This is a genomic window from Cognatundibacterium curvum (assembly GCF_014284235.1).
Taxonomy (GTDB): domain Bacteria; phylum Pseudomonadota; class Gammaproteobacteria; order Burkholderiales; family Burkholderiaceae_D; genus Undibacterium; species Undibacterium curvum.
The window spans coordinates 87,021-101,006 of the sequence record NZ_JACOGD010000008.1; the positions used below are offsets into that span (position 1 = coordinate 87,021).

Annotated in this window: 12 protein-coding genes; 7 read left to right on the plus strand and 5 right to left on the minus strand. The window is 53.1% G+C overall.

Translation table 11 applies throughout. The features are described 5' to 3' along the window. Positions 1 to 4: 4 nt before the first annotated feature. Positions 5 to 421 (minus strand): hypothetical protein, encoded by a 417-nt coding sequence (locus H8K43_RS15290; protein WP_186904635.1) that lies wholly within the window; start codon positions 419 to 421, stop codon positions 5 to 7. Between the two features lie 164 nt (positions 422 to 585). Here H8K43_RS15290 and H8K43_RS15295 point away from each other — a divergent pair, with 164 nt between their 5' ends. Continuing rightward, positions 586 to 1,506, plus strand: coding sequence for a dienelactone hydrolase family protein (locus H8K43_RS15295; RefSeq protein ID WP_186904636.1), 921 nt, complete (start codon positions 586 to 588; stop codon positions 1,504 to 1,506). 209 nt (positions 1,507 to 1,715) lie between these two features. Next, positions 1,716 to 2,441 carry a ZIP family metal transporter gene (locus tag H8K43_RS15300; protein WP_329604535.1) on the plus strand — a complete coding sequence of 242 codons (726 nt, stop codon included), beginning with the start codon at positions 1,716 to 1,718 and terminating at the stop codon, positions 2,439 to 2,441. An 85-nt stretch (positions 2,442 to 2,526) separates the two neighbouring features. Here the strand turns inward: H8K43_RS15300 and H8K43_RS15305 are convergent, their stop codons facing one another. The 3 genes from H8K43_RS15305 to H8K43_RS15315 form a co-directional block, all read right to left on the minus strand. Further along, a complete protein-coding gene (locus tag H8K43_RS15305; RefSeq protein WP_186904768.1) occupies positions 2,527 to 3,381 on the minus strand; it encodes a sulfurtransferase in 855 nt (284 codons plus the stop codon). Positions 3,382 to 3,435: 54 nt separating this feature from the next. Beyond that, positions 3,436 to 4,344, minus strand: coding sequence for a DMT family transporter (locus H8K43_RS15310; RefSeq protein ID WP_186904637.1), 909 nt, complete (start codon positions 4,342 to 4,344; stop codon positions 3,436 to 3,438). A gap of 177 nt (positions 4,345 to 4,521) precedes the next feature. Continuing rightward, the gene (locus tag H8K43_RS15315; RefSeq protein ID WP_186904638.1) at positions 4,522 to 5,622 is read right to left on the minus strand and encodes an aromatic ring-hydroxylating oxygenase subunit alpha; all 1,101 of its coding nucleotides are present in this window, start codon (positions 5,620 to 5,622) and stop codon (positions 4,522 to 4,524) included. A 614-nt stretch (positions 5,623 to 6,236) separates the two neighbouring features. On the opposite strand from H8K43_RS15315, the gene H8K43_RS15320 reads away from it, so the two are divergent. Together H8K43_RS15320 and H8K43_RS15325 are read left to right on the plus strand one after the other, a co-directional pair. Then, a complete protein-coding gene (locus tag H8K43_RS15320) occupies positions 6,237 to 7,169 on the plus strand; it encodes a lipase family alpha/beta hydrolase (protein ID WP_186904639.1) in 933 nt (310 codons plus the stop codon). Between the two features lie 28 nt (positions 7,170 to 7,197). Next, on the plus strand, positions 7,198 to 8,148 hold the full coding sequence (locus tag H8K43_RS15325; protein WP_186904640.1) for a lipase secretion chaperone: 951 nt from the start codon (positions 7,198 to 7,200) through the stop codon (positions 8,146 to 8,148). A gap of 83 nt (positions 8,149 to 8,231) precedes the next feature. On the opposite strand, the gene H8K43_RS15330 is transcribed toward H8K43_RS15325, so the two are convergent. After that, complete coding sequence (locus tag H8K43_RS15330; RefSeq protein ID WP_186904641.1) at positions 8,232 to 10,475, minus strand: DUF1631 family protein; 2,244 nt, start codon at positions 10,473 to 10,475, stop codon at positions 8,232 to 8,234. 410 nt (positions 10,476 to 10,885) lie between these two features. On the opposite strand from H8K43_RS15330, the gene H8K43_RS15335 reads away from it, so the two are divergent. From H8K43_RS15335 to dxs, 3 genes are read left to right on the plus strand one after another with little or no spacing between them, the layout of a single operon-like run. Further along, on the plus strand, positions 10,886 to 11,152 hold the full coding sequence (locus H8K43_RS15335) for an exodeoxyribonuclease VII small subunit (protein ID WP_186904642.1): 267 nt from the start codon (positions 10,886 to 10,888) through the stop codon (positions 11,150 to 11,152). Next, positions 11,149 to 12,036 (plus strand): polyprenyl synthetase family protein, encoded by an 888-nt coding sequence (locus tag H8K43_RS15340; RefSeq protein ID WP_186904643.1) that lies wholly within the window; start codon positions 11,149 to 11,151, stop codon positions 12,034 to 12,036. The genes H8K43_RS15335 and H8K43_RS15340 overlap by 4 nt, the downstream gene beginning before the upstream one ends. Positions 12,037 to 12,049: 13 nt before the next feature. After that, the gene (gene dxs / locus H8K43_RS15345) at positions 12,050 to 13,912 is read left to right on the plus strand and encodes a 1-deoxy-D-xylulose-5-phosphate synthase (protein ID WP_186904644.1); all 1,863 of its coding nucleotides are present in this window, start codon (positions 12,050 to 12,052) and stop codon (positions 13,910 to 13,912) included. Positions 13,913 to 13,986: the final 74 nt, after the last annotated feature.

Sequence of the window (13,986 nt, forward strand, 5' to 3'; positions counted from 1 at the left end):
GAGCTCAATCGTCAGCCTTTTCCCCAGCAAGCTCGGCATCATGCAGCCGCAATAACTCAATAGCGATATCCAGTTTACGTTGCACTCCGATAAGGGCGACGAAATTCGCAGCCGCTACACTCCCTATCATCAATATCAGCATTTTCATGCCTGAAGGCGTTGAGAACTCCGGCAGTAAGCTTATCCCTACGCCTAATAAGGGCACACACAATATGTTGAATAAGTTGCTCCATGTTCCAGCCGCCTGCAAACTATGAGTCAGTATCTGTTTGCGTCTGCTTTTGCGTACCACTTTGCCCAATAGTTGGTCGATATCGTCGTCTGTCAGTGGCGGTTTAATCTGTTCGGTGTGCATGATCAATACGGGTGCAGGATTGAGGCCGGCAGTGCCGGGCGAGCGTTCGCCAATATACGCCCGCAAACAAAAATTTGCAATTTGCTCATTTTATTGAACCTACTTGCTGACTGCACTGCCAGTAAATCCAAAAACCGCTAATATGCAGCCTGATACTGCGCGGCCTGAATCGCAGAGTGCGGTATCGCTGTAAGCACGCCTCTATTTCAGCCACCATCCAGGAGACTCGCATGCATAATCAGAATGACAGAGCAGAATTTAACAGCCTGACCGGCGCCAGCCTAGACAGCACGGGCACGCAGAACAAAGCAAGCAGCCAGCAAGACAGTAATCGACGCCAGTTTTTGCAAAGCGCGCTGGGCGTGGGCTTTGCGGCAGCGGCCTTACCGGTCTGTGCCCAGACCATGCTGCGTACACCGACTACTGGCCTGAGTGAGCAAAGACTGCAGATAGAAGTCGATGGCCAGGCAGTGCCTGTGTATAGCGTGCGGCCTGAGGGCAAACAAAATCTGCCTGTGATTTTGGTGGTATCAGAAATCTTTGGTGTACATGAACATATCGCGGATGTGGCGCGCCGGTTTGCCCAACTCGGCTATCTGGCACTGGCACCGGACCTGTTCGTGCGTCAGGGTGATGCGAGCAAATATGCGAGCGTGGCAGAGCTGATCAAAGAAGTGATCGCCAAAGTCCCCGATGCGCAGGTGATGCGCGATCTGGATGCAGTACTGGCCTGGGCCGATACACATGGTGGCGATCTGAAGCGGGTTGGTATCACCGGTTTTTGCTGGGGTGGCCGCATCACCTGGATGTATGCTGCACATAATCCAGCCATTAAAGCCGGGGTGGCCTGGTATGGCCGTCTGGTGGGTGAGGCGAACGCGCTGTCACCGCAGCATCCGGTTGATATTGCTGCCGCGCTCAAGGTGCCGGTACTGGGTTTGTATGGCGCCAAAGATACCGGCATCAGCCTGGACTCCATCGCCAAAATGGAAGCAGCGCTAGCCAAAGGCAGCAGCCATTCTCTATTCAAAGTGTATGAGAACTCCGGCCATGCCTTCCATGCCGATTACCGTCCCAGCTATGTGGAAGCTGATGCCAAAGATGGCTGGAAAGCTTGCGTGGCCTGGTTAAAGGCGAACGGTGCTGGCTAAACCGGATTGCCGCATTCTGTGAGCCGCTGCGTGCAGCTGCCTGCATGCGGACAGGCTGATGCAGACCGGCTCCGGCCAGTCTGCATCAGCCTTTGATTTGCTTAATTCGCCAGTCTGTGCTTTAATTTGCAACCTGGTTGCAAATTCCCCCGAGGTTCAAAATTCACTCCACCCTGTTATCCATCCTCTTCACCACAGCTTTAGCAGGGGTGCTGAGCATATCTGCCGCTGCGATTTTCTCGTTCTCCCTGTTGTCGAAAATGGTGGAAAAACTGGTCAGCCTGTCGGTCGGTATTATGCTGTCCACCTCTTTGCTGCATGCGCTGCCGGAAGCCTTCGAATCCAAGGCTGATCCACGCACGCTGTTCGCCTGTCTGCTGGCCGGTTTGCTGGCGTTTTTCCTGCTGGAGAAGGCGGCCATTTTGCGCCACTCGCATCATCATGAAGGCGATGGCCACCATCACGAACATGGACATGACGCGCATGAAGCAGGCAAATCCGGCTGGATGATTTTGGTCGGCAATGGGATGCATAACTTCACCGACGGCATCCTGATTGCGGCAGCTTTTCTGGCTAATCCTGAACTCGGTATCGTGACTGCATTCGCGATTATCGCGCATGAAATTCCGCAGGAAATCGGCGACTTTATCGTCTTGTTGAATGCAGGTTTCAGTCGCACCCGCGCCTATCTGTACAATTTGATGACCAGCATGATGGGCGTAGTCGGTGGTGTATCGGGTTATTTTTTACTGGAGCAGGCGGCCGACTTGCTGCCCTATGTACTGGTACTGGCTTCTTCAGGATTTATTTATATCGCCGTCAGCGACCTGATGCCGCAAATGCAGCGCCGCGCCACACTCAAAGAAACCGTGCCACAAGTCTTGCTGGTCACGCTGGGCATCGTGCTGGTTTTGCTGGTGACTGGTCATCATTGACGCCAGACTGTGACTCAACAGCTCCCCACAAAAAAAGCACTGTGTCTCAACAGTGCTTTTTTTCGTACACAGACTACATGCAGTATTAGCGCTCAACCGGACGCGCAGGATCAGCGCACCATTCGCTCCAGGAACCAGGATACAAAGCCGCGCCGTGCAGGCCAGCGACTTCCAGTGCCAGCAGATTATGGCAGGCCGTCACGCCAGAGCCGCATTGCATGATGGCGCGGGCCGGATCACTGATCAGTTGTGCCCATTCCTGGCTTAATTGTGCTGCAGGTTTAAAGCTGCCGTCGGCTTGCAGATTATCTTTGAAGAAGCGGTTTTTGGCACCAGGAATATGGCCACCTACCGGGTCCATGGTTTCATTTTCACCGCGGAAGCGATCCGGCGCACGCGCATCGATCACGATGCGTTCTGCACTCTCCAGATTGGCTACCACCTGCGCCACGCTGACCTGGGTGACCAGACTGGGCTGTACATGGATATTGCCCGCCGCACGGCTAACTTGCTCAGTGCTAAGTGCATAACCCGCCGCCTGCCAGGCCGGTATACCACCATCCAGCACGGCGACTGCAGCATGGCCTATCCAGCGCAGCATCCACCACAGACGCGCCGCAAACATGCCGCCATGGGCATCTACCGCGACCACTTGAGTATCCGCGTTGACGCCCAGCTGACGCAGGCTGGCGGCAAAGTCTTCTGCGTCCGGTAAAGGATGACGGCCACGGAATACGCCATCAGCGCCGGTTTTAGCGGCCGACAACACCTGATCAAGATGCACAAACTGCGCACCGGGCAAATGTCCGGCTGCAAATGCGCGGGTGCCGGCATCGGTATCAGTCAAGTCATGGCGGCAATCTAAAATCACGGTATGTCCCTGTGCTGTAGAAGCAGTCAGCGCGGCCAGTTGGTCGGCACGGATTAAGCTGGTGTACATCATTTCCCCTCAGATGAAGAATCAAGACAGGATGCAAACGAGTGGCATGCTGGCCTACTCAGTCGCAATCGGATCAGGCGCTACTTTAGCAGGACTATTGCGTGCATTGTAAAAACTGGCCAGACAGCCGCTGCACAGTATCACGACGATACCGGCCCAGCTGAGCCAGGACAGGCTGTCATGCCAGATCAGTACATCCCAGATACTGGAAAAGACGATGCCCAGATACTGCAGATTCGCAGTCAGCAAGGTATTACCAAGCCGATAGGCGCGTGTCATCGCCATTTGTGCCAGTGCCGCCGTAATGCCGATGGCCAGCAGCAGCAAAGCGCCCTGGCCCGTATGTGCATGCCAGCCAGCACCGCCAGCCAGTGCGCTCAGGCTCACACCCAGAAAACCGGCGACCGCACAGGTCAGCGAAAAATAAAACACCACGCGGTATTCCGGCTCACCGGCCACGCCCATTTGCCTGACTTGCAGATAGGCCAGAGCTGCCAGCATGCCGGATACCAGCGCAATCACGCCACCCAGCCACTGATCGGCATGTATCGTTGGTCTGAGCAGCAAAATGACACCACCAAAACCCAGCAGTATCGCCGCCACCAGACGCCAGTCCAGCTGCTGTTCACGCAAGCGCCAGGCACGCAAAAACAAAAAGGCAGCGATCCAGACTGCAGACATGTAATTCAGAGTGACCGCCATCGCCAGCGGCAAGCGGCCTATCGCGTAAAACCACATCCACAGCGCTGCCACACCGACCAGACCACGCCATAAATGACTGCCCGGCATGGCCGTACGCAAAGTGCCACGCTGAACACGGACCAGGGCCAACAGCAGCAGGCTGCCGATCAGACCACGATAAGACACGATTTCTGCGGTCGCATAATGATCAGAAGCGAGTTTGACGCAGACGCCCATCAGTGAGAACAACAGACTGGCGACCAGCATCCATAAAGATTGCATTTCTTTTTCTCCGCTTACCTAGGGCGAGCTGCGCTTCACCGAGGCATAAAACAAATTCAGGCAAAATGATCGCGACAGGCAGTCGCCACAAACGTTTGCTTCAGGATGAAAAAGAGGCGCATAGCAAATGCCAGCGCCTCTTCAATTTTTGATCGCATACGACAGTACAATGCGGAATCAGAATGTCATGTTACGACGATACCATTCATGGAAATGCTGCATGCCATCTTCCATCGGTGACTGATACGGTCCGACTTCATTTTCTCCGCGTTCCAGCAGTATCTTACGACCGGCATCCATGCGCATACCGATTTCATCGTCTTCTACGCAAGTCTCCATATACGCAGCGCGTTCTGCTGCGATGAAATCGCGTTCGAACAAGACGATTTCCTCAGGATAGTAAAACTCCACCACATTGCGGGTTTTACCTGTTGCAGTTGGCCACAGCGTGGAAACCACCAGCACATGCGGATACCATTCGACCATGATATTCGGATACAGCGTGAGCCAGATCGCGCCGTACTTCGGTGCTTCACCATTACGGAATTTCAGCAATTGCTCTTGCCACTGGCGATATACCGGTGAGCCAGATTTGAGCAAGCCACTGTTCACGCCCACAGTTTGTACACTGTAGTCTTCGCCGAATTCCCAGCGTAAATCATCGCAAGAGACAAAACTGCCGAGGCCGGGATGGAAAGGCTCGACGTGATAATCTTCCAGATAGACCTCGATAAAGGTTTTCCAGTTGTAATCACATTCATGCACTTCCACGTGATCCAGCATATAGCCGCTGAAATCGAGATCCTTGGTCACACTCAGTTGCGCCATGCGCTCCATCACGTTGTAACCATTTTGCTCGAACAGCAAACCATTCCAGTTCTGCAATGGTGTGCGTTTCAGATTCATACAAGGCGTATCTGAAAAGTGCGGCGCACCGATCAGCTCACCTTTGAGATCATAGGTCCAGCGGTGTAAAGGACAGACGATATTATTCGTATTGCCGCGCCCATTGAACATCAATGCCTGGCGGTGACGGCAGACATTCGACATCAACTCTATGCCCTGTGCATTACGCACCAGCATGCGGCCTTCATTTTCAGACTGTAAAGTAGCAAAGTCACCTACGTTAGGAACCATCAGTTCGTGGCCCACGTAGCGAGGACCTGCCTGGAACAAATCCTTGATTTCACGCTGCAAAAGCGTCTCATCAAAATAGACGTGTACCGGAAGTTGCGCGTCAGAACGCGCTAATGTAGACAAAGAAGCCAGATCGGACATCCCCACCCCCCAAATTAATTTGCACCAACCTAAGAGAGAAAGAATCCACAAAAACCTGTTTCCGACTGGTTTGCTGCCAGAGCGGAAGTTCAAACGATCAAACGACTTGAAGAGGAAATTTTGGACAGAACTCACAATTATACCTGAATCTTGCAACTTTGCCCCGCTCTGCTGAAATTTCCCGAGCAAAATCAACTTCTTAGCATAAACAGGCCAGCGCGCTGCACAGCGCCATAAACAACATCGCTTGCGTTTTAGATAAAAACATCTAAATCTTTCACTACCAGAAAATGAAGTCCGTCCCGGCCTGCCAGTCTTCTCAGTTTTGTCATAGACAAATGCAGCGGCATACGCCGTGCAACAGGTACTGCCGTTGCAGACTAAGCTGAACCTGAACGCGGTGCACGATGTCTGTTTGCACACTTTTTATGTTGCATCGCAGCTTGTCGCTTGCGTGTTGCAAACTTAGTCTGCATACACGTTGGTCTTACCGCAGTTAGTCTGAGCGCCCGCAGAGGCAAGCATACCAACGTTGCCTGGTTTCATAGGAGTCTGCTTTTGAATTCAATCAGGGCTGGCTTTGCTACAGCCCCACAACTTTTGAAAGAGTCAACATGAACAACACACTGATGAAGAAAATGCTCGCTTTCTTTCTCGCGTTGTCTGTATTACCGCTACAGACATGGGCTGCAGGTTATACGGAAACAAAATTTCCTATCGTGCTGGTGCACGGCCTGTTCGGATTTGACAAGATCGGTCCCGTCGATTACTGGTACGGCATCCCATCTGCCTTGAAAGCAGACGGCGCTAAAGTCTATGTCACGCAGGTGGCTGCCGCTAACAGCACCGAAGTACGTGGCGAACAATTACTGACCCAAGTTAAGCAAATCCTGGCCGTCACCGGTGCCAGCAAAGTCAATCTGATCGGACACAGTCATGGTGGCCCGACCATACGCTATGTGGCTTCGGTACGTCCTGATCTGGTCGCTTCCGTCACCTCAGTCGGCGGCGTCAACCGTGGCTCTAAAGTGGCCGACGTGCTGCTCGGCATCGCGCCGGATGGCAGCCTGCCAAATGCCGTGCTGGTGTCGGTCGCAAATGGGCTGGGAACACTGATCAGCTTCATTTCTGGCAAACCCGGCGTACCTCAGGATGCGCTGGCAGCAGCCAAATCCCTGAGCACGGCTGGCTCACTGCAATTCAACAACCGCCATCCGGCCGGGGTGCCAACCAGCGCCTGCGGCGAGGGCGCTTATTCCGTGAATGGCGTAGCGTATTACTCCTGGAGCGGTGCGCAAGCGATGACCAATCTGTTCGATGTTTCAGATCCGGCACTGGCCCTGACTTCACTCGCGTTCGCTGGCGCCAAGAACGACGGACTGGTCGCCAGCTGCTCAACACATTTAGGCAAGGTGATCCGTGACGACTACGCGATGAACCATCTGGATGAAGTCAATCAGGCAATCGGGCTGGTGAATATTTTTGAAACCAATCCGGTCACAATTTATCGTCAACATGCAAACCGCCTGAAAAACAGCGGCCTCTAGGCTAAACCACTCTGACGGAGCCGGCAGCATGAAAACTCTTAACTGGACACTCGGTTTAGCGGCGATCGGTTTCGCCGCTTTTTTCATTTTTGGGAACACTAAGCTCACTGAGCCGCCGGACAGGGCTCAGCTAACTGCGCCAGATCCGCACTTGTCTTTTGTACGCTCCATGGAGGGCACACAGACCGATGGCAAGCTCGAAGAAGCGCAAGGCGAGCTGGTGGTCAATGCCGAATTACGTTTAATGTTCGATTATTATCTGGCGGCGACCGGAGAAAAATCACTGGCTGAAATCCGCAAGGAAATCGAAAAAGTGCTGGATCAGCGTTTGCGTCCACATGCTGCGGCACAAGCCAGGCAGCTGCTGGCACGCTATCTGCAATATAAAACGGCCTTATTCGACAGTGAAAAACAGTTGGGACAGCAGGTTCAGTCTGCCACCATGATGGCGACCGCCATGCGTGCACGCTGGCAGGCGATGCAAAATCTGCGACTGCAGTATTTCAGCGCCAAAGAAAGTCAGGCGATGTTTGGCTACGATGATGCGTATGATCTGGATGCAATTGCGCGGCTGGAGATTGCGAATAACCGCGCACTGACTGAAGCCGAAAAGCAGGCGCGTTTGCGCACGCTGGATGAGAACTTACCAGCGGACCTGAAAGAAGCGAAAAACGCACCATTACAAGTGATACGACTGGAAGAACAGGTAAACACCATGCGTAATCAGGGTGCCAGTGAAGATGATGTGTATCGTATGCGTGCCGCCGCCATCAGCCCGGAAGCGGCAAACCGGCTGGCACAAGTGGACAGAGAAGAGGCAGACTGGAAATTACGGATACAACGTTATCTTAATGAGCGCCGCAGTTTGCTCAACATGGGGCTGAATGAAATACAGCGATCGCAATCAATACAGGAGTTAAGGAATCGTTATTTCAGTACGCAGGAACAAATGCGGCTGCCGGCGTATGAAGAGCAATAAGTCACAAGAATCAGGCATAAACCAGACAACATACGTCCGTAGCTGACTCTTCATTGACACGTAGCAGCTCAGAAGCAGGCGTTTCAGCTGAGGGGGACGGATACCTGGCGATCAGTATCGTTTACCGCTACGTCCGGTCCGGCTGAAGGCGTGACATCGTCAGGATGCAAGCTGCCCAGGGCTTCTATCAAGGCGCGGTCTACCACTTTATCGAGTTCCAGCAAGCGGGCTTTCTGATCGCGGAAAGCCTGCTGCAGCTGTTTGACCGGTATAGAAAAACTCTGCTCTTTCTGACTGGACGTGAAAATAAACAAGCTGCGCATAGGACTGACCCAGGCCAGCCTGACCTTGACCGGCTCAGCATCTGGCTTCTGCAACTCCAGCCAGACACCGCGCTCCAGACTTTCAACCAGCTGCATGGCCGGATCGTCGTCCGCTGCGGCTTGTTGCTCGGCCTGTTGCTGCGCTTTCTTCTCCGCCTCGGCACGTATTTCCAGTCTGCGCTCAGCGGCATGCTGCGCCGCTTCGACCGCAATTTCTAATTGCTTATCGGGTGACAGTTCCAGCGGTGCGCGCACGATGGAAGCATGGCATTCAGCCAGTTCAGCAAAAAAGCGTACGCGGTCAGCGTCTTCCCATTTAATCAGGCTCAGCCATTTATTCAGACGCGCCAGGATAGCTGGCAAGCGGTTGAGCAACTCTTGCCTGTCTTGCAGTGTGATCTTAGGTTTGACACTCCAGATCAGATCGTCCATGGTACGGATCGCATCTTCCACAGCCTGGGGCTTTTCTTCTTTCACGCTGTAAGCCAAGGTCAGCACCTTGGTCCAGCGATTTTCCAGGAAGGTTTCAACAAAAGCGACCACTTCGCCAGTACCGACGCGTACCGCGACGGTTTGCGTCGCAGTCATGCTGGCCTGCTTGATTTTCTCTTTGCGCAGCGCAGTTTGTATCGGTGCCTGCAGCGCCTGGACACTGGCCTGCTCTTCTTTCGCAATGAAAGCTTCCAGATCATTCACGACTTCTTCGAACAACGCTACTTCCTGATCGAATTCATCACTGACGCGCTGCACATTGCGCTGCATAGTCTGGAACAGGGGATCTTGCTGTGCCTGTTGAGGATTGACTGCAGGACTGTAGCGCGACAGCAGGTCAATCAGACGTCTTGCCGGATGATGCTCGTTAAAGAAAAATTCTTTGTCGATCATCGCCGCTTTCAGCACCGGGATCTGCAGAACGGAAATCAGTTCTTTCACCTGGGCCGGAATGGCCTGATTACGGAAAACATTGTCGAACACCTGAGACAGCAAATCCAGCGTCTGTTTTTCCACGCCGGTCGCAAACATTTCCGGCGCCTGTTCACGCATCTGCGACAAACGCAGTACGTCTTTGGCTTCCGACATCAGCTGACGGAATTGCAGGCTTTTCTGGAAGTCAGATAACTGCTGCAATGAGCTTCCTGACATAGCGGCACCAGCCGGGCCACCGCCCGTCAGTCCGTGATGCCCCACCGCAGTCTGAGCGGCATGCTGCGCACCACCTTGTGAAAAGTAATGGCGTAATTTTTCTTCAGTGGTGCTGGCTGCACCCAGCTCATTGTGTTCTTCCAGCTTTTTCTGACGCTGGCGACGGATGCGATACGATTCCTGTAAATCCGGTAACACCCCTTTCGTGACCAGTGCCTGATTTAATTCCGCCAGTATCGGTTCCAGATCGAACAGGATATCGGGACGCAACAAAGACAGTACCAGTTCGTGCGTACCGGTTTCAGGATCGAACTGACACCAGGCCTGATGCAGGGTAGTCAGCAATAACTCTGGCCGGAAGGGGTTTTGCGCTATGCTTAAGGCTTCTTTTTGCATCAGGTGCGCGATGCGCATGTTCAGTGCTGTGTACTGTTCCGCGTTATCAAGCTCTATGCTGCGGCTGGCGCGGCTCAGCGCCAGTTTTTTATCCATCTCTTCGTAAGACACCAGACTCAGATCGGGCTCCATCATGAGCTTCTTTTCTGGTTGTGCCACACGCTGTGGCGATAACAGCTGGTCGATATCTGCGCGCAGGGCTTTCTCTATATCAGCTGCAACCAGATAATAAAAAGCATAGGCATTTTTCTTCAGCAGCTGTCCGGCATGAAAACTGAGGTTGGCTTCGCGCGAATCCTGGCTGGTTTCAGACAAAGCCAGGAATGCGGTCGACAAGCGCATCGACATTGCCTCAATTTGCGCTCCCACCAAATGCGACGCAATCGGAATCAAAGCGCGCAGCAGCTCACCGGCAGGCGCGTTGACGCCCACTGACTGACCGGTATGCTTATGCTGAGTAGGCATGTTTAGGGATGCAAATTGAAGTAAGTATGTTGTCTGCCTTATCCAGCCTGAATGAGGGGTGTTACCTGGATAAGAAAAAATTTGACACTAGAGGTGACACACCATGTATTTTTGATAAAATTTCATGGATAATGTGTTCTATCACGCCTGTATCTCACCGAATCTCACCGAACTATATACACATAATTTCCACATGGAAATGTTTGAAACGCAATTCTGCGTCTTTTTTCAGTGTAATTCGGTTTTCCCCAACAGTAGCATTTCCGATTTGAAACTGCAGTTTCAAATTGTAAGCAAATGCACTTTGAATTTGCATGGTTTTCATGCTGAGTACAGCCGCTTTGCTCTAAAATAGAAGGTTCATTAAATTTTGTGTCACAAGACGCCGTTTTCAACATCTTCACCATCCTATGCCCAAGAAAAATCCAGACTCTCACATCTCTGCTGCCAGTCAGCCAGCCAGCTTTGAAGCGGCGATGGCGGAACTGAGTCAGCTGGTTCAGCAGATGGAAAGCGGCAATCTGCCGCTGGAGGCCTCTGTGACTGCGTATCAACGTGGTTCGGAATTGATACAGTTCTGCGCCAGCCAGCTTGAGAAAGTTGAACAACAGGTCAAAGTACTGGAGGCGGGCGTACTAAAACCTTTTAATGTCGATCACGACGAGGAACTTGCATGAGCCAGGATTTCCAGACTTGGATGAAACTTACCCAGCAAACTTGCGAGCAAGCTTTAGAAGAACTGATCCCTGACACGGACACCACACCACGGGAATTGCACGAAGCCATGCGCTATACCGCGCTGGATGGTGGCAAGCGGGTGCGGCCTTTGCTGGTGTACGCAGCGGGTCAACTGTTTGATGCGCCAGCCGAATTGCTCAAACGTGCGGCAGCGGCGGTAGAAATGATACATGTCTATTCGCTGGTACACGATGATATGCCATGCATGGATGATGATGATCTGCGCCGTGGCAAACCGACTGTACACATCCGTTACAACGAAGCGACCGCCTTGCTGGTCGGTGACGCACTGCAGGCTCAGGCATTTATCACCTTGTCTGAAGGACCAGGCGATGCTTCCGCCAAACTGGCCATGGTCAAAGTGCTGGCACAGGCTTCCGGTTCGCTGGGCATGTGCGGTGGTCAGGCCATCGATCTGGCCAGCGTAGGACTTGCACTCAACCGCGAACAACTCGAGCAAATGCACAGACTGAAGACTGGCGCCCTGTTACGCGCATCGGTCATGCTGGGCGCGATCTGCGGCAAGTTGCCGGATGCGACAGAAACGGAAGCACTGCATGCGTATGCAGGCGCCATCGGTCTCGCATTTCAGGTAGTGGACGATATTCTGGATGCGACTGCGGACTCAGCCACCCTGGGTAAAACCGCAGGAAAAGACGCGGCCGATAACAAGCCGACTTATGTCAGCCTGCTTGGTCTGGACGCCTCACGTCAACTGGCCAGCCAGCTGTGCCGGGATGCCCATGAGGCACTGTTGCCCTTTGGTGAGAAGGCACAATACTTGCATGATCTGGCCGATCTGATCGTACAAAGACAAGCATAAACCGCGACCTATTATGACTAGCTTATTACAACAAATTCAATCTCCGGCGGATCTGCGCCAAGTTCCGCGTCACCAGCTCAATCCCTTAGCGGATGAACTGCGCCAGCATGTGCTGGAATCGGTATCGAAAACCGGCGGACATTTATCGTCCAATCTGGGTACGGTAGAACTGACTATCGCTTTGCATTATGTGTTCAATACGCCGGAAGACAGGCTGGTGTGGGACGTGGGTCACCAGACCTATCCGCATAAAATTCTGACTGGCCGTCGCGACCAGATGCCTACACTGCGTCAATACGGTGGCATCTCCGGTTTCCCGCGCCGCGATGAAAGCGAATACGACACCTTCGGCACGGCCCACTCTTCCACTTCGATCTCCGCCGCGCTGGGTATGGCGCTGGCAGCGCGCACCAAGGGTGAAAGCCGCCATTCAGTCGCAATTATCGGCGATGGTTCCATGACAGCCGGTATGGCTTTCGAAGCACTGAATAATGCAGGTGTGTATGACGACATTAACCTGCTGGTGATACTGAACGATAATGACATGTCGATCTCACCACCGGTAGGCGCACTGAACCGCTATCTGGCGCGTTTGATGTCGGGTAAATTTTATGCAGCAGCGCGTAATGTCGGCAAATCGGTATTGCCTTCACCTATGCTGGAACTGGCTAAAAAGTTTGAAGAACACGCTAAAGGCATGCTGGTCCCTGCGACCATGTTTGAAGAGTTTGGCTTCAACTACATAGGCCCTATCGACGGCCATGATCTGGATTCCCTGATCCCTACCCTGCAAAACATCAAACACCTGAAGGGCCCGCAATTCCTGCATGTGGTCACCAAAAAAGGTAATGGTTACAAGCTGGCGGAGGCGGATCCTGTGTTGTATCACGGCCCGGGCAAATTCAATCCGGCGGAAGGCATTAAGCCATCCACCACGACCAAACAAACTTATACCCAGGTATTCGGACAATGGCTGTGCGATATGGCTGCCGCTGATAAGAAGCTGGTGGGTATTACACCGGCCATGCGTGAAGGTTCAGGCATGGTGGAATTTGAAAAGCAATTCCCTAAGCGCTATTACGACGTCGGTATCGCAGAACAGCATTCCGTCACGTTTGCGGCAGGTCTGGCTTGCGAAGGCCTGAAGCCGGTCGTTGCGATTTACTCGACCTTCCTGCAACGTGCCTACGACCAGTTAATTCATGACGTGGCCTTGCAAAATCTGGATGTGACATTCGCGCTGGACCGCGCCGGACTGGTGGGTGCGGATGGCGCCACCCATGCCGGTAATTACGATATGGCCTATCTGCGCTGCATCCCGAATATGGTGGTGATGGCAGCCTCAGATGAAAATGAATGCCGTCAAATGCTAAGCACAGGCTATCACTATCCTGGTCCTGCAGCAGTGCGTTATCCGCGCGGTGCCGGCATAGGCGCGCAAGTCACAGCAGATTTGCAAACGCTGGAAATCGGTAAAGGCGAAATTAAACGCGAAGGCAAAGAAATCGCGATACTCGCATTCGGCTCCATGGTGCATCCTGCGCTGCAAGCGGGTCTGGCCCTGGATGCCAGCGTTGCCAATATGCGCTTCATCAAACCCTTGGATGTGGACTTAGTGCGCAAACTGGCGCAACAGCACAAAGCCCTGGTCTGCGTAGAAGAAGGCTGTACCATGGGCGGTGCCGGTTCTGCAGTCGCCGAAGCACTGGCTGCAGAGGGTATCTCTGTTCCTTTGCTGATCCTGGGATTGCCAGACAAGTTCATTGATCACGGTGATCACGCGCTGCTGCTGTCTCAATGCGGACTGGACGCCAAAGGGATAGAGAATTCTATACGTCAGCGTTTTCCGGAACTCACACTCAGCAACACAAAGTAAATCCGGCGACGGACTGGTCGACTGGTGATACAAACAAAAACGGCAATCTGAAGATTGCCGTTTTTTTATATGCT